The 18115-nt window shown below is 40.2% G+C and carries 11 protein-coding genes and 1 pseudogene; 7 read left to right on the forward strand and 5 right to left on the reverse strand.

Annotated elements, in window-relative coordinates; translation table 11 throughout:
• Positions 1-129 precede the first annotated feature (129 nt).
• Together BVC88_RS16675 and BVC88_RS16680 are read right to left on the reverse strand one after the other, a co-directional pair.
• The gene (locus BVC88_RS16675) at positions 130-624 is read right to left on the reverse strand and encodes a hypothetical protein (RefSeq protein WP_075351851.1); all 495 of its coding nucleotides are present in this window, start codon (positions 622-624) and stop codon (positions 130-132) included.
• Between the two features lie 173 nt (positions 625-797).
• The gene (locus BVC88_RS16680) at positions 798-2270 is read right to left on the reverse strand and encodes a c-type cytochrome domain-containing protein (RefSeq protein WP_075351852.1); all 1473 of its coding nucleotides are present in this window, start codon (positions 2268-2270) and stop codon (positions 798-800) included.
• Positions 2271-2357: 87 nt separating this feature from the next.
• Between BVC88_RS16680 and BVC88_RS16685 the strand changes: the two genes are divergently transcribed.
• The gene (locus BVC88_RS16685; protein WP_075351853.1) at positions 2358-3911 is read left to right on the forward strand and encodes an FG-GAP repeat domain-containing protein; all 1554 of its coding nucleotides are present in this window, start codon (positions 2358-2360) and stop codon (positions 3909-3911) included.
• Between the two features lies 1 nt (position 3912).
• Here BVC88_RS16685 and BVC88_RS16690 read toward each other — a convergent pair whose 3' ends face one another.
• The 3 genes from BVC88_RS16690 to BVC88_RS16700 form a co-directional block, all read right to left on the reverse strand.
• A complete protein-coding gene (locus BVC88_RS16690) occupies positions 3913-5325 on the reverse strand; it encodes a DUF1501 domain-containing protein (RefSeq protein WP_075351854.1) in 1413 nt (470 codons plus the stop codon).
• A gap of 2 nt (positions 5326-5327) precedes the next feature.
• The gene (locus BVC88_RS16695) at positions 5328-8669 is read right to left on the reverse strand and encodes a DUF1553 domain-containing protein (RefSeq protein ID WP_083639135.1); all 3342 of its coding nucleotides are present in this window, start codon (positions 8667-8669) and stop codon (positions 5328-5330) included.
• A gap of 220 nt (positions 8670-8889) precedes the next feature.
• Positions 8890-10143 carry a dipeptidase gene (locus tag BVC88_RS16700; RefSeq protein ID WP_075351856.1) on the reverse strand — a complete coding sequence of 418 codons (1254 nt, stop codon included), beginning with the start codon at positions 10141-10143 and terminating at the stop codon, positions 8890-8892.
• Positions 10144-10303: 160 nt separating this feature from the next.
• Between BVC88_RS16700 and BVC88_RS16705 the strand changes: the two are divergent.
• The 6 genes and pseudogenes from BVC88_RS16705 to BVC88_RS16730 all read left to right on the forward strand — a co-directional run bounded on the left by BVC88_RS16705 (position 10304) and on the right by BVC88_RS16730 (position 18115).
• Positions 10304-12031 (forward strand): annotated as a pseudogene (locus BVC88_RS16705) (hypothetical protein).
• Position 12032: 1 nt separating this feature from the next.
• On the forward strand, positions 12033-12917 hold the full coding sequence (locus tag BVC88_RS16710; protein WP_075351857.1) for an SMP-30/gluconolactonase/LRE family protein: 885 nt from the start codon (positions 12033-12035) through the stop codon (positions 12915-12917).
• A 267-nt stretch (positions 12918-13184) separates the two neighbouring features.
• Positions 13185-14180 (forward strand): acyl-ACP desaturase, encoded by a 996-nt coding sequence (locus BVC88_RS16715; RefSeq protein WP_075351858.1) that lies wholly within the window; start codon positions 13185-13187, stop codon positions 14178-14180.
• A gap of 94 nt (positions 14181-14274) precedes the next feature.
• Positions 14275-15570 (forward strand): Zn-dependent hydrolase, encoded by a 1296-nt coding sequence (locus BVC88_RS16720; RefSeq protein ID WP_075351859.1) that lies wholly within the window; start codon positions 14275-14277, stop codon positions 15568-15570.
• Between the two features lie 86 nt (positions 15571-15656).
• Positions 15657-17192, forward strand: a complete 1536-nt coding sequence (locus tag BVC88_RS16725) for a carbon-nitrogen hydrolase family protein (protein WP_175574437.1) — start codon at positions 15657-15659, stop codon at positions 17190-17192.
• Between the two features lie 68 nt (positions 17193-17260).
• Positions 17261-18115, forward strand: a complete 855-nt coding sequence (locus tag BVC88_RS16730; RefSeq protein ID WP_075351861.1) for a pirin family protein — start codon at positions 17261-17263, stop codon at positions 18113-18115.

Here is an 18115-nt window from a genome sequence, read left to right on the forward strand (position 1 = left end):
AAAAAAACTTTTCTAAACTAGTAGTATTTGCATTTTCAAGAAATCGAAACAAATCTTGATTTCTTACTAAAAAAAATGCCCCAACATTCACAAAATGTTGGGGGCATATTAAGTTAAAAGAGAACTTTTTTAATTTCCTTTTTTCAATAATTCGCTAGCTGGTGGTGCTTTTTTATTAACTCCAGAATTTGCATTTATAAATGCCGGAAAGAACATCTGAACAAAATAACCCTGATCAGTTTTAAACATTTTACTCATCCCATCATTGATTTCATAAAGGGTTGCTGGATTCTGCTGGGCAAGCCAAATCTGGTCAATATTTTTGAAGATGGTATTTATAGGAGCGTAAGTATTATTATCTTTTTGAATTAAAACTGGATTAACAAACTTTCCATCTTTCACAGTTGACTTTCCCATGTAGCAATTACTCGAGTTTTGGTAAATAATTGAAATGACCACTTCGTGCTCTCCATCAGAAACAGCTTGCGCACCTCGATTTACAAATGCACCATAATATTCTGTGTAACATCCCTCGATGCCTTTGAGATGAATACTTAAACCTTCCTGAGAAAAGGAACTTGCTATAAATGCGAATACAAATAAAATTGTTAATTGGATTTTCATGATTTGAACTTTTAACTATACTAAAAGAGGCTTTAAATTGATAATGGGATAAAATTTAGGAATATTTTATTGAACTCAAATTTTTAAATAATCCTTCCCACAGATAAAGGAAGTAAAAATCAATTCCCTTTTCCAGAAATGAATGAAGTTTCAACAATCAATCATTTAAATATCTAATCAACTTTTGAAGTTTTAGCCACTTTAGTATTTTCTTTTACCCCCAGATCAATTTTAAGTTTTGAGTTCTCCCTTTGAATTGAGTCTACAATTTCTTCGGTGACTTCCGTATTCCAAACATAAATCCTTTGGAGGTTTTTAAGACTTGAAAGTTGCTTTACTCCTTCATCACTGACTTGGGTAGAATGAAGAAGTATAGACTCTAAATAAGGCAACTCTTTGATGTTGGAAAGTGCTAAATCCGATAAAGGATTTGAATTTAAATTTAATCTAGTAAGCTTTTCAAATTGGCTTAAAGGTGAAAGCCATTCATCTTTTATTCCTGAATTACTTAAATCAAGCCAGGTAATCTGGCCCTTAACTTTAAGCAAGGAATTGATTTTTTCAGACGACATGCTATCAGTTGCTACTACTTCAAGAAAGTTATTCTCCTCCGATAAGGTCCTCACTCGAAACCCATTTTCCTGTAATTCGCGGAGCAGTTCTGGAATCAATGGATCGACCTGCTCTTTTTCATAAATAGGTTTTCGCTCGGTAACCAACTCAAATTCGCTTTGTAATATTAATTTCAGTTCTTCAGGGATTCGCTCATCTGTTACCTTCATATCGAAAGGCATCCCTTCTTCTATCCAAAATTTCAAAAGTATGGTTTCTGAATAAGACATGGCTGCACCCTTGGTAGGCATAAATTTTCTACTAGACGGATTCATACTAATTCGCTTAAATAACTCACTGCTCATCGGAGAGCCAGATTGAAGAACTGCTCCGTTCTCCCCTCCTTCTAAAAGACCTTCTTGAGAGGTTACTAAAAACCCTCCTTTTTTAGTCTCTTCATTGTGGCAGCTACCACATTTTTGATTTAACACTTTTTCGATCACATGCCCGAAAAGCAAGACCGAATCAGGTTCTACAGGAAATTCAAACCCAGCTTTCTTACCAGTTTCCTCGTCCAAAAAAAGGCTTTGCAAAGCCTCCGGGGCATAGACAAAAAGGTAATCCTCTCCGTGCGTAAGGTTGCCTCCAAGATGTCCGGTAATTGAAATCAGCAAGACCAGAACTGCCAGGACCAATCCTAGACTTCCTTTGTTCATCATAAGATTGTCTTCAGATCTCCTAGTCGTTGTTGAAGCTCTTGGTTCTTTTTTCTTGAAAACTCCTTTAATCCAAAGCCAGCTCCCCGTTGAAAAAACAGCTACAGCTATACCCAACCATTGATGCCAAAAAATTGTGTCTTCGGGATAGCCTCCTTCCTCTGATAAAAACCAACCCAAAACTACCGATGCAATAGCACCTAAAGCCCCAAAAAAGAGAATAATTGGTATTGGCTTTAGTAATGACTCATTTCTTGTGATTCTGGAAAAAACATAAAGTATAGCCGCAAGCACGAGAAAACCTATAGGCAAATGAACAGCGAGTGAATGAAATCGGCCCAAAAATAGTGTGGAGTCGGCCTGCAAAAGTAGATTCATAAATTAAAGATTGCTCTACTTAAAGTTAACATTTGTATCTTATTAACCTTGTATTCAACAGATTCATTTCTCCAAATTATCCAATTAATGAAGAACTTCTCGCTCGTATTTTTCACATCAGTTGGTATCCTATTTTTTTACTCCTGTCAAGAATCAAAAGAAAAGCAACTTCCTGCTACGGATTACCTCTGGGAAGATCAAACCGAAAAGTATCTGCCCCAAACAGCTGAATGGACGAATCGAGTGGAAATTGCTGACCTTAATGGTGATGGTTTAGTCGATTTAATCTTTGCCAATGGAGGAGATTATTCTGAGCCAGGGGAATTAGAACCAAGTCGAGTTTTTTTAAATCAAGGTCCTGATAAACAGTTTCTGGAAATCTCAGCTACTGTCTTCGGCGAATCCAAGTTTTATGCACGGGTGATCAAAGTTCGCGACCTGAATGAAGATGGATATCCTGATATTTTTCTAGGGAATACTTTTCAAACCCAAAGCGAACTCTATCTCGGGTCTGGAGATGGGATTTTCCAAAGAGTTACCCTCACTCATCTTCCTGCATTCCTGGGGAGTGTTGGTGATGTGGAATTTGGAGATGTGGATGATGACGGAGATTTGGACATCACCTTCTCGGACTGGGGACCTGGATCAAATATGACCAATAGCGGTGGCTTAACCCGACTTTGGCTTAACGATGGTCAGGCAAGATTCACCGATGTAACAGAAGCACAAATGCCTGATATCCTGATTCAATTCTCGTGGGATTTGGAGTTCTTTGACTTTGACAATGACTTTGACCTAGACATCGCCGTCTCCTGCAAAATGTGTGGGACCAGTCGAATTTTTGTTAATGATGGCAAAGGCAATTTTACCAATAAGCGATTGGTTCCAGCCTATGCGAATAACTACGAATTTGAACCCATGGACGTAAATAATGATGGGTTCCTAGATCTAATTACGGTCAATGATGGACATATCCTAGATCAGAAATCTTGGTCCCGAATCGAGCATATTTTCCTTAACGATAGTGCAAAAGGATTCCTCGATGCCACGATGAAACTTTGGCCCTTAAGTGAAAATATTGGTGAAGATGATAATAATGTGATTTTCCTGGATTTTGATTCTGATGGAGATCCGGATTTTCTATTAAGTTCCCTTACCGGGGAAGACCGATTATTGATCAATGACGGGAAAGGGAATTTCCAACTTCGCCAATCAATTATGTCTGGTGAACCGACCCCGCATACACTTTCTTTGATGGCCAGTGACATCAATGGAGATGGCAAGATTGACCTGGTTATGGGGCAAGGCGAGGGTGAAGAAGTGATCGAAGAGCGAATTTTTATCGGAACAGGTATTGAAAAAGATACAGCAGCTCCAAAAATTTCTCATGAAGAAATTCTTAAGAAGGAAGATGGAACGATGGAAATCAAAGCAAGAATCCATGACAACAAAAGTCCAAATATGCCACAGGACTGGAAATCAGTAGAATTGATTTCTAATGAAGTTAAAGTCCCCTTAAAATGGTATGGCGAAAATCTCTGGAGAGGCTCCTTAAAGAATGACAATCAATCGTCTACCTGGCAGATCTGCGCTACAGATGCAGCCGGAAACAAAACCTGTAAAGAATTGACTTTGAATTAATCTAGCTGAGAATCCCTTTGACTATATGACCTTCCACATCGGTCAGTCTAAATCTTCTTCCTTGGAATTTGTATGTCAATCGCTCGTGATCCAGTCCCATGAGATGAAGTAAAGTTGCATTAAGATCATGCACATGAACTGGGTTTTCGACTACATGGTATCCAAAGTCATCTGTCCGTCCATAGGTCATTCCTTTCTTTACTCCAGCCCCTGCAAGAAGCATGGTATAGGCATCCGGATGATGATCTCTTCCAAAGTTATCCTTGGTCAACTGCCCTTGAGAAAAGCAAGTTCGCCCGAATTCACCACCCCAAACCACCAGGGTGTCTTCCAAAAGTCCACGCTGCTTCAAGTCCATGATCAATGCTGCACTAGCCTGATCCACTTCTTTGGCTCTTTTTCCAATATTTTTAGGAAGGTCACTGTGATGATCCCAGCCACCATGATAAACTTGGATGAATTTCACCCCGCGCTCAGCAAGTCTACGGGCCAAAAGGCAGTTACTGGCAAAAGTCCCAGGCTTTTTACTGTCCTCCCCGTATTGTTCATAGATGTAATCAGGTTCGCCCTTGGTATCCACAACCTCAGGAACTGACGTTTGCATTCGGAAAGCCATCTCGTATTGTGCCATTTTGGCTTTGATCGAAGGATCTTCCCAGAAATCAAAAGCCCCTTCTTGCATTTTTTTCAAATAATCAAGCTGCTCTCTCCGTGCTGCTTCAGTAACACCTGGAGGGTTGGTCAAGAATAAAACAGGGTCTTTACCTCCACGAAAACGAACACCCTGATGCTCTGCAGGTAAAAAAGCACTGGAATACAAACCTGAAAATCCTCCTTCAAGCCCTTCAGTTTTCAATACAATAAATGCAGGCAGGTTTTCATTGTCCGAACCCAAGCCATAGCTTATCCAGGATCCAAAAGATGGTCTTCCCGGTAATTCAGATCCGGTATTTGTGAACATTTGAGCAGGCTCATGCTGTACAGATGCTGTATGCATGGATTGGATTTTGCATAGCTCATCGGTGATTTTAGACATGTTTGGCATCAAATCACTCATCCACATTCCACTATTCCCATGCTGCTTGAAATCCCAACGCGTACCCACCATCGGCAAGGAGTTTTGTGCGGCTACTGTGCCAGTCACCCGATCCCCCAAAACACTCGAAGGCAAATCTTGACCATCTCTTTTAATCAACTGAGGTTTGTAATCAAAAAGATCCAATTGCGATGGTGCTCCTGCCATGTATAGGTAGATTATTCGCTTGGCTTTTGGAACAAAGTGAGGACCATTGGTGGCCGCAAAAAGTGAAGAAGGATTCAGCAAAGAGGCTAGCGAAACCGCACCGATTCCCAAGGAAGTTTTGGTTAAAAATTCTCTCCTAGTCACTGGAGTATGTATATGATTATGTCCCATAATTACCTTTTCATGTAGGTTTCATCAAAATTTAAAATTGAATTTGCAACGACTGTCATTGCGGCAGTTTGAGCTTTGTCGAGCCTATTATCCCGAGGCAGTTCGCCTACAGCCAATAAGGAATCTGCCAATGATGGATTTTCTTGGAAATGCTTGAATGCACTTTGATAATGTTCTTTTAGAGTTGCCAACAAAGCTGGTGTGGGAGTCACACCGGTAGACAATCGAAAGCTCATGGTTAACTGCTCATCAAGAGTCACTTTTTCTCGAATCACTCGCTCAGACATCGATCTGGATGCTTCCACAAATTGCGGATCATTTAAAAGATTTAGTGCCTGAAGTGGTGTATTAGTGTTCACTCTTCTAGTGATACAGATCTCCCGGTTTCCAGCATCAAATGTGATCATGTAAGGAGCTGGAGAAAATCTCCTTGCAAAGGTGTACATACTTCTTCTGTGCAAATTCGCAACCGAGTCCTGCTTGTATTTATGAAGTTTGTATGAGAAATCACCCAATTCTTCCCAAAGCCCTTCCGGTTGGTAAGGTTTCACACTCGGTCCGCCAACTTTTTTATCCAAAATCCCACTCGAGGCTAAGGCATTATCCCGGATAAATTCTGCCGGCAATCTGTAGCTGCTGGATCTGGAATAAAACTTATTATCCGGGTCTGCTTCATATTTTTCAGCATTGGCAAAAGAAGACTGCTGGTAGGTCGCTGACATGACCATCAGTTTGAGCATTTTTTTCAAATCCCAATTGCTCTCCATAAATTCTGCCGCCAGCCAATCCAATAACTCCGGGTGGGTAGGCAAGTCACCTTGAATCCCAAAATCACCGGAACTCTTGACGATTCCAGTTCCAAAAATCATCTGCCAATAGCGATTGATCAAAACTCTCGATGGCAAAGGATTCTCTTCATTCACCAACCACTTGGCTAGGCCTAGCCTATTTTTGGGGTAATCTTTAGGATACGGTAAAATATTCTCAGGAGTACTAGTTTCCACTTCCTCTGCATATTGATTATAAAGCCCCCTGCTTAATAGATATGTGGGTCGAGGTTCAGCCATATCCTCCATGACCATCACTTCCCGGATACTCCCCATCAATGTTGTTCTTGCTTTTCTGAGAGATCTTAGCTCATTTCGAAGGGCAATCGCTTTCTTATCATTCTCATTGAAAAATTGATTGATTGCTGGTTTAGAAATTGTGCTCGGATCGGCATCACCCAATTTCGCCATTTCAAGAGAGGATAATTCCCGATCATATAGCTTCACCTCATCGATTAAACCCTTATAAATTCCGGGGTCTGAGGTAAATAAGCGATAGCTTTTCCCTAGTCGCAGTGGAAGTGTGTCCAGCTTAGCTGTGTACTCATGAATTGGAAGAATACTTCTCGTTAATTTATCATTTAAGGATTTTACTTTTTGGTTTTTACCATTGATAAAAAGTGAAACCCCACTCGCTTTGCCACTTCCGTCATAACTGAAGCCCAATTGCGTCCAAGTATCAAAAGGCACACTATCCTCAGTCACTACTTCCAAATAATCATCCGGAAGTCTATGGATTAATCTCAAGGAAACATGGTTGGAGGAATCAAGAATCATTTCCCATCCTCGATAAAAGCCTAAGAAATTATTACTGTTTCCTATGATATTTTTCAGATGATTGATCTCTTCCTTTTTGGGATTTACCCAGACACTGGCACTAAAAGGATCATATTGATCATAAAACCCATTATCATTTAGACTTACATAATCGTAATCATCATCGAATGCAAGAGCTTTTCCCTTTTTACCGGCCACTAATTCTACTCCAAGGGTTGCTTCTGATTTTTTGTTTTTATCCAAGATTAGGATCTCCTCGGTCTCTATTTTTTTCTTTTCAACCATTTTCAGGGAATCAATCTTTGCCTTCTCTTTAGGAGATTTCTTCTTGTATTCTTCAGCCTCTTCATCGGCAAAAGGATTCTCCTTTTTCTTTACACGCTTTATTTTTTCAAACGACTCAAAAGAAAAGGAACCAACCTCATTTTCAATTTTTGATAGTTCGCCAATTTCCGCTACATAATTTTTGATTTCAGCAGCTTGGATTTTGGTTAATTCTTTCTCCGTTTCAGAAATCAGAAGATCTAGCGAATCAATTCTAACCTTATCTTTTCCTTCAAAAAGAAGCACAGTGGGAGCCCGATTCAAATCCGTAGGACCTAACCCATATTCATCGATACTATTAAAGAAAGCAGATAATTGGAAAAAATTCTTTTGACTAATCGGATCAAATTTATGATCATGACAACGAGCACATCCAATGGTCAAACCGAGAAAAGCCGTCCCAGTAGTAGCCGTCCGCTCTGCGACATACTCTACACGATATTCCTCTGAAATCGAACCCGCAGAGGCTTCCATCGGATTTAGTCTGTAAAATGCAGTGGCCAGCTTATCTTCAGTGCTAGCCTTTGGAAGCAAATCCCCTGCAACCTGTTTGGTGATGAAATCGCTGTAAGGCATATTATCTTTAAAAGCCTGAATCACCCAATCTCGATAAGGCCACATTTCCCGATAACCATCGAATGACACCCCGTGTGAATCTGCATAGCGAGCCACATCCAGCCATTCCATCGTCAGTCTTTCTGCATTTTCTTGGGAAGAAAGTAACCTGTCCACTACCTTTTCGTAAGCCTTTGGAGACTTATCTGCCAAGAAATTATCCATTTCTTGAATGGTTGGAGGAAGCCCTGTCAAATCCAGCGTAACTCTTCTTAAAAGCCTTTCCTTATCTGCAACTGGATTGGGTTCAAGATTCTGTCGGATTAGCTCAGTTTGGATAAAATTATCAATAGGATTATTTCTTACCCATTGCTTATCTACTTCAGGCACCTCAGACTTTATTACTTTCATGAAAGACCAATGGGGCTTCCATTTAGATCCTTGCTCGATCCACTTCACGATGGTGGCAATTTCATTTGCACTGAGTGTCATATTTGACTCAGGCGGAGGCATCAGGAGTTCGGCATCCTCACTGATCATTCGATGATACACCTCACTCTTATTTACATTCCCTTTTACAAAAGCAAAATTTCCAGATGCTAGTTTTGCAAAAGCTTCCTCCTCACTATCAAGTCTCAACCCGGCTTTTCGCGATCCCTCGTCAGGACCATGGCAAGCATAGCATCTATCCGCCAAAATTGGTTTGACATGAAAATTATAATCTACCTCATTAGGTAAAAGCTCATAAGCCTCAGCTACCGGGTCTGGAAGGGACGGTTTGCACCCAAAAAAGAAAGTTCCGAAAAGTGCGAATGGTAAATAAAAACGACAGAATTGTATCAAAAGCGACTTGAACATCATATGAAATTGAAAAAAAATATGACTCAATATACGGAATGAAATTGTATTATTCTTTGAAAATGAAATTGAAAAAGCAATGGACCCTTTGCTGGTTTTCAGGGTATTGTGCTATTAAAATTTTTAAACCTTAAAAAATGGTGAATTTTCACAGGGCTTAAAGGGACAAAAAAAGCCCCTTGCTTTAGCGAACAAGGGGCTTTAGATAAAATCCAATCCTTAATTATTTTTGTGAAGCAGCATAATCCTCCACAGCCTTCCAGACTCTGAAAACATTTTTGTAGCAAATCTTTTCAATATCTTCTTTGGAATAACCTCGCTTTAATAATTCTGCGATTAGGTTAGGATACATCGAAACATCCTTCAATCCAGTGGGTAAGGAATCTCCTACTCCATCGAAATCTGAACCCAACCCCACATAATCAACTCCAACCAAATTTTTAACATGGTCGATATGATCTGCCACACGCTGAACTGTTGGAAAAGGATTATTCGCAGCTGCATATTCTTCCGCATATACCTGAAAAGCTGAATCTGTTCGACTAAGATTATTCTCGGCCATGTAATTAACCAAGTGCTCTCTTACTTTTCCTGACCCAGCGGCATAAGCTGAGTCAATAAATGTCCCTCCAAAATTGATCATCATGACGCCGCCATTTTGGGCCATTCCCTGAATCAACTCATCACTCATATTCCGCTCAAAACCCGGAGTGAATTTCCGAACTGATGAGTGGGAAGCAATGATCGGTGCTTTTGTAATTGTAAGGGCATCTCTAAACGTATTATCCGAGACGTGCGATAAATCCACCATGATCCCAACTCGGTTCATTTCTTTGACTACTTGCTCGCCATATTCACTTAGTCCACCATGAGTTCCGGTAGTGTCGTAGCTAGCATCTCCTATTAAATTATCCTTTCCATGGGTCAAAGTCACATATCGAATTCCTCGACTATGGAAGTATGCCACATTTGCCAAATCATCCTCCAAACCGGCACCATTTTCCATACCCATAGGTAGAGAGATTATTCCTTTGGCAAAATTTGCTTCGATATCGGCTGGGCTATAAGCCATGGCAAACTTATCGGGATAAGCATTTGCGATCCGCTCCGTCATTAAGATCAAGGAATCTGCTAAAGCTTTGGATGCTCCGGGAATCTGCTGATTGCCTGCGGGAATGTAAATAGACATAAAAGGCGCATCCAATCCACCTTCTTTGGTACGGGGATAATCAAAATTCCCCCCGTCTGTTCGGACAGAAACATCTAAAATCTCACGCTGAAGAGTGAATCCTCCGACTTTCATTCGATAAGGCAGATCGACATGTCCGTCAACCATAATGGTACTTCGAGCAATTTCTGTCGCAGCTTCTAAACGCTCCGCATCAGTCATGGTGGTGTAATCGATTGGCTCAGGTTCGGGAGCCTGGCAGGCAAATCCCAAAGCAGCGATCAGAACTAAAGGCAAATATTTTTTCATAGCTAGTGGTTTTTAAAAATTTGAAGATAAAGGCTTTTCTTCTGGAAACTTGGGAAAATCCATAAATGGTCCTTGCACTTTTCAATAGGATCTAATTTCAACTCAATTTCTAAGGATTCAATCATAATTTGTAAATTCAAGTAAATTAACCAGACACCTTATGAAACAATTTTATTTAATAGCCTCCTTTCTCATTGTGGCTTGGTCCTGTACCTCCAATCAGCCTTATAACATCGAAGTCGCAATAGACCCAGCTCTTAGTGAAGGATTATCCGATGGTCGTTTATTACTTATTTTTTCGAAAGACGACAGCACTGAACCACGTTTTGGAGTATCAGACAATGTGTCCACAGCCCAAGTTTTCGGGATGGATTTCGAGAATTATCAAGCTGGTGATGATCTCATTTTTGATCCGAAAAGCTTTGGCTATCCCATCGAATCCATGGACAGTCTTCCGGATGGTGATTATAACGTCCAAGCCTATATTATCAAATATGAGACCTTCAATCGAGCCGACGGACATACAGTAAAACTTGCCATGGACCAAGGTGAAGGAAGAAAATGGGCCAGGACTCCGGGTAATATTTATAGTACGCCAACAAAAATAAGTCTGAAAAAAGGAGCTAAAATCGAGTTTACGATTGATCAAATCATTCCTCCAATTGAAGCGAAAACAGACACCAAATTCATCAAGCATATTAAAATCAAATCGGAATTACTCTCTAAGTTTTGGGGGCGAGACATGTATTTGGGAGCGCATGTCCTTTTGCCGGAGGGCTTTGAGGAAAACCCAAATCAATACTACCCACTCATGGTTTTTCATGGTCATTTCCCTGATGATTTTGGAGGGTTCCGAACTATCCCACCGGATCCCGAACTAGGCGAAGATGATTACAGTGCGCGCTTTGGTATCTATGGGTATGCCAAAATGCAACAACAGGAAGCATATGATTTTTATCAAAAGTGGATTTCGCCGGATTTCAAGCGATTTATTGCCATCGAGATCCAGCATGCCAATCCTTTTTATGACGACAGCTATGCAGTAAACTCAGAAAACCTGGGACCTTATGGAGATGCAATTACCTATGAATAGATTCCTCATATTGAGAAAGAATTTAGAGGTATAGGTGAGGGCTGGGCTAGATTTCTCTATGGAGGTTCGACCGGAGGCTGGGAGGCTTTAGCAGTTCAGGTAAAATATCCTGATGAATACAATGGCTGTTTTGCTGCCTGCCCTGATCCTATAGACTTCAGAGCATTCACTTCCGTTGATATCTATAATGATGAGAATGCTTATTACCAAGAGGGTGAATTCCGAAAGACACTTCGCCCTGGACATCGGAATTATTTAGGACATATCGATGCGATGCTCCAAGATATGAATCATCGAGAGCTTGCTATCGGAGGAAATAAAACTCGCTCAGGGGAACAATTTGATATTTGGCAGGCTGTCTATTCACCGGTTGGAGCGGATGGATACCCAAAACCAATCTGGGATAAATACACTGGGGAAATCGACCCTGAAGTAGCCGCTTATTGGAAGGAAAATTATGATCTTCGCTACATCATGGAGCGAGATTGGGAGACTTTGGGCCCTAAACTGGAAGGCAAAGTTCATATCTATTGTGGCGATATGGATAATTACTACCTCAACAATGCAGTATATTTGACGGAAGAATTTTTAGAACAAACACAAAACCCTAATTACAACGGCGAAGTTGCTTATGGTGATAGAGCAGAACATTGCTGGAATGGCGATCCAACTTTACCAAATTACATCACCCGGCTTAGATACAACACCATGTATTTGGACAAAATAGAAGATCGATTAAACGAAACAGCACCAAACAATTTCAACCAACAGAATTGGACCTTAACCAAAAATTAAAATGATCAAAACAACTTTAAAATTCGGCTTAATTGCATTATCAGCGGGCTTTCTAGCATCATGCGGGCCCCAGAAAACAGAGGAAGTAACTGAAGACCTATCAATTGTAGAGGATGTAAAAACTCCTACTTTAACACTTCTTTGGGAAACAGCAGAAACCTTAACAACCAATGAATCGGTTCTTTTTGATGCGGCTACTGGTACAATTTATGTCGCAAATATCGAAGGTGATCCTGTGGGGAAAGATGGAAAAGGATCGATTTCCATCATTGGTAAAGATGGCAGCATCGTAAATCAAAATTGGATTACGGGATTGAATGCACCAAAAGGTATGGGAATTGCAAACGGAAAGCTTTACGTAACAGATATTGACGAGCTTGTAGAGATCGACATCGCTACTGCAAAAATCACCAACAAGTACAAGGTGGAGGGCGCTCAGTTTCTCAATGATACCGATACTTATGATGGTAAGGTTTACTTCACAGATATGAATACAGGTAAAGTTCACATGCTCGATGCTGGTGTAGTTTCCACCATTTCTGAGGGAAATGAATCGATCAACGGTATTGCAGTCGCAAGTGATGGGACAATCTATGGCCTTGATGCATCTGGATTGAAGATGTGGAATGCTGATGGAACTACAACTATCTTGAATAGCGCAGTAACTGGTGGCGATGGGTTAGTTATCTTAGGTGAAGGTAATTTTGTAGCATCAAGATGGCAAGGAGAGATTTGGTTTGCTACAGCAGAAGGTGAAACCTTGATGCTTGACACAAAAGCAGCCGAATCAAATACTGCGGACATAGGATACAATGCTGCTGACCAAGTGGTTTATGTTCCGACTTTCTTCAAAAACAAAGTTGCTGCTTACAAGTTAGACTACTAAACCTCTCTTAAATCTTCATAAGCTCCCATATTATAATTGAAGGTTTATGAAGATTTTCCATTTGAGTTTTCAAAGAAAAGAATCAAACCATTTTATATTTTAAAGTCAGCAATTGAATTTATCTTGAATGGTGACCGTTCATATTATTAGAAGGTGGAAAATAGATTTTTTGAAAAATAGAAATAGATTTTTGTGACTATCTTTATTCTGTCTAAAAGGAAATTATAATTATTAAAATTCCTGAAAGGATTCTAAAACTATTGAATTATGGCAAAGCCGATAAATTACGAATTAGAAAAAAATATCGAAGTAATCTCCCAACTCGACGGAATCGTCGGTGAGGCAGTGGATAATATTTTGGTTGATCCAGACAAATGCTGGCAGCCATCTGACTTCCTTCCAAACTTTGGCGATCCGGAAGTTTTCGAAGAAATCAAATTGCTTAAAAAACGCGCAGAAGGAATTCCCGACACTGTATTGACTTCGCTAGTTGGAAATATGATCACTGAGGAGGCACTGCCTTCTTACCAGACTTATTTCAATATGCTGGAAGGGATCAATGAAGAAAAAAGTCTCTTCTCTAATTCAGGATGGGTAAGATGGTCCAAAGCATGGACTGCAGAGGAAAACCGTCATGGTGATCTTTTGAATAAATACCTCTATATGACCGGAAGAGTAGATATGAAACAGGTCGAACAAACCATTCATAGACTACTTTATAACGGATTTGATCCTAATACTGATGGGGATCCTTATCAGGCAATGATTTATACTTCTTTCCAAGAGCGAGCTACAAAAATCTCTCACGTGAATACAGGGAAACTTGCTGACAAGGCCGGTGACCCTGTCCTTTCAAAAATCTGTAAGACGATTGCAGGTGATGAGGCTAGACATGAGAAGGCTTATAAGTCCTTTATGTCAAAAATATTTGAGATTGATCCAAACGGTGCGATTCATGCTTTTGAGCAGATGATGCGAAAGCAAATTGCTATGCCTGCGATCATGATGGGTGTTGGAGGAAGCAACCCTTCGCTTTTCGCTCAATTCTCTGCAATTACTCAAAAGGTGGGAATCTACACTGGTTGGGATTATGCAAGAATTATCGAACACTTGGTTGATTTATGGAAAATTGAAGCAATCACAGGCTTAAACGATGTGGCTGCCAAAGCACAGGAATATCTTGCAAACCTTTCTGATCGATATATGCGATTAGCTGATCGAATGAAAGCTCCAGACGAGGTACAACTTGCTTGGTTGAAATAAGAAAACCAAAATCAACAAAAAGTCCTTTCCGCATGACGAGAAGGACTTTTTTTATTTTAGTCACATTCTAAGTACTTTACTAAAAAACTTCCTGATGAAATACCTCATTCTTTTAATTGCGTTAAGCATCTCTTTCCATACGCTAGCTCAAACCAATCCAGAACTCCGGGTAAACACAAATAGATTAAATAATTCTCTTGAAATGCTATCTACCTATGGTAAAAATTCAAACGGTGGATCAGATAGGGTTGCTTTTTCTTCCCATGATATCGCAGCGAGAGTCTACGTGATGGAATTAATGCGAAATGCCGGATTGGAAGTTTCGGTTGATTTCGCAGGAAATATTATTGGTCATAGAGCTGGTACCGATCCTTCTCTGAAACCCATTGCCTTTGGCTCACACATCGATGAAGTCCCCAATGGTGGAGATTATGATGGCCCAGTGGGCTCGATGAGCACTATAGAAGTCATGCAAACACTTTCCGAAAATAATATTTTGACAGCTCATCCCTTGGAAGCAATCATTTTTACCAATGAAGAAGGAGGAGTCGTAGGAAGTAGAGCAATTGTCGGAGAATTAAATGATAAAGCTCTTCAAGTAATCACCAATGCTGGAATAACCCAATATGAAGGCATCAAACTATTGGGAGGAAATCCTGATCGAGTAGCTGAAATGGCTAGGAAAAAAGGGGATTTGGCGGCTTTCTTAGAACTTCATATTGAGCAGGGAGGAAATCTTGACCGTGAAAAAATTCAAATTGGAGTAGTAGAAGGAATTGTAGCCATCGAATGGTGGCAATTTACTTTCAAAGGAATGGCAAATCACGCTGGAACTACCCCGATGAATATGCGGAAAGATGCTTTGCTACCAGCCGCAGAATTTATTTTAGCTGCGAATAAAATAGTAAAATCCTACGAAGGCGCACAGGTAGGAACTGTTGGTAAGATCGAAGCTTTTCCAGGAGCTGGTAATGTTATTCCCGGAGAGGTAAAATTGAATCTGGAAATGCGGGATCTTTCATCGGAGAAAATCTGGAAAATCTATCGCGAGATAGAAGCCAAAGCTAAATCATTAGCCTCGGAAGCTGGCGTGGAAGTATCTATTACTCATCAAGAGGTAGCGAGTAAACCAGCATTAGCAGATGAAGGAATTCGAAAAATCATCGGTGATCAGGCCAAAAAAATGGGCTTTTCTACGCTTAGTCTTCCAAGTGGAGCAGGTCATGATGCTCAAGAAATGGCTAGAATAGCCCCAATGGGAATGATTTTCATCCCAAGCAAAAACGGAATATCTCATGCGCCAAGTGAATATTCCGCTCCAGAAGACATTGCAAATGGAGCAAATGTTTTGCTCCATACTATTCTTCAGCTCGATAAAATATTGAAATAAGCCCTGAATAAATATTGTTTTGAACAGTTAGAAAAACAAACTTTTCTATCTCCAAATATTTACCTTCGCACACATTTACACCTATTATGGACAATTCTCAAGCAGGAAATATTACGCTCTCCTATCTCAAAATATCTGATTATAAAGAACTGAAGGCAGCGATGATCGATAGCTATCGATCTATGGCAGAAGCCTATTGGAGAGAGAATCAAATAAAAACTTTATTGAATAAATTTCCTGAAGGTCAGGTTGTCATCCGAGTGAATGATCAACTAGCAGGTTGCGCGCTTTCAATTGTAGTGGATGAGGACTTACTGGAAGGAGATCATACTTACAAGGATATCACTTCAGATTTTACTTTTGAAAATCACACCTATGAAGGGGACTTGCTTTATGGTATCGATGTTTTTATTAAACCTGAGTTTCGCGGCTTGAGACTTGGAAGAAGGCTGTATGACTACCGAAAAGAGCTCTGCGAAAAATTAAACCTGAAAGGAATTGTCTTCGGTGGTAGAATTCCAAACTACCACAAGCACGCAGATAAAATGACTCCAAAAGAATACATGGAGAAAGTGAAGTTGAAGGAGATCTACGATCCTGTTTTAAACTTTCAGCTAGCCAATGATTTCCACCCAGCTCGTATCATGCGAAATTACTTGGAAGGAGATGCTTCATCAGGAGAATTTGCTGTTTTGCTTGAATGGAACAATATTTTTTATGAGAAACCGAATAAAAAAGCGACTTCCAAAAAGACAATTGTAAGACTTGGTCTGATCCAATGGCAAATGCGCCTTTATGAAAATTTGGATGAACTGATGCAGCAAGCCGAATATTTTGTGGACGCAGTATCAGCATACCGATCTGATTTTGCGCTTTTCCCAGAGCTTTTCAATGCACCTTTGATGGCTGAGTTTAACCATCTCAGTGAAGCGCAGGCAATTCGCGGATTGGCGAAATATACAGATGAAATCGTGCAGCGATTTGCAAAACTTTCAGTATCCTATAACATTAATATCATCACTGGATCAATGCCAAAGATCAAGGATGATAAACTTTACAACGTAGGATATCTCTGTAAGCGAGATGGTTCCATTGAATTCTATGAGAAATTACATATTACACCACTGGAATCGCGAGTTTGGGGAATGCAAGGAGGAACACAACTAAAAGCCTTCGATACTGATTGTGGAAAAATCGGAATATTGATTTGTTACGATGTGGAATTCCCTGAAATAAGTCGATTACTTGCAAATCAAGGTGTGGATATACTTTTTGTGCCTTTTCTAACTGACACTCAAAATGGCTATTCTCGAGTACGCCATTGCGCTATGGCTCGAGCAATAGAAAATGAATGCTATGTGGCCATGGCAGGAAGTGTGGGTAACCTTCCAAAGGTGCATAACATGGACATGCAATATGCCCAATCTATGGTAATCACTCCTTGTGATTTCCCTTTTCCAAGTAATGGAATCAAAGCTGAGGCTACCCCAAACACAGAGATGACGCTGATTGCAGATGTCGATGTGTCACTTCTTAGAGAATTGAACGAATTTGGAAGCGTAAGAAATCTTAAAGATCGTCGAACTGACTTATTTGAGCTTCGCCAAATCAACCCACAGTAAAATTCTAAAATCATTGAACCTTTGATGGTTCTTTTTACTTTCATGTATAGACATTTAATTTTTCCCTTATGAGAACCATCAAACAAATTCACAAGTCAGAGTATCGTCCGATTGCAGATTTGATCACTTACAGTCCAATGCCCACTCGGACGCTAAATCAGATTGATCCGTTTATTTTTCTAAATCATCATGGCTTTCAAGTCTATCCTTCACAAAACCAAGGCTTACCCTTCGGTCCCCATCCGCACAGAGGAATGGAGACAGTAACTTTTATTGTAGCCGGAGATATCGTCCACAAAGATTCAGGAGGTCATGAGTCTGTTATAACTGCCGGAGGGGTTCAATATATGACTGCAGGAAGAGGTTTGATCCATGCAGAAGTCAGCAGTTCTGAGTTCAAAAAAAATGGTGGAGATCTTGAGATTCTTCAACTTTGGTTGAATCTCCCAGCTTCCAAGAAAATGACAGAGCCAAGATATTTAGGACTTCAGGAGGATGAAATCAATCATTTTGACTTAGATGGAGGCAAGGTTAAGGTTCAACAACTATTTGGAGAATGGGATAGAGTAAATGGCTCATTTGAACCAAGCTTTCCTATCACAATGAGCACTATTTACTTCAAACCTGGAGGAAAAATCTCCAAGTCCATTCCAGCAAATGAAAATATATTTTGCTATGTAGTGAGAGGGGCTATAAATATCAATGGCACTGAAGTCAATCTGCGACATCTGGTAGAGTTTAAAAATGATGGAACAGAAATCACCTTTGAGGCTTTAGAAGATTCAATTCTGATTTTAGGACATGCCTTGCCATTCAATGAACCTATGGTAGCTCAGGGTCCATTTGTCATGAATACTGAACAGCAAATCAGAGAAGCTTATCAGGACTATCAGTCTGGAAAATTCGGGACTTGGAATCAGTAG

Source organism: Algoriphagus marinus (genome assembly GCF_001936475.1).
In the GTDB taxonomy this organism is placed as follows: domain Bacteria; phylum Bacteroidota; class Bacteroidia; order Cytophagales; family Cyclobacteriaceae; genus Algoriphagus; species Algoriphagus marinus.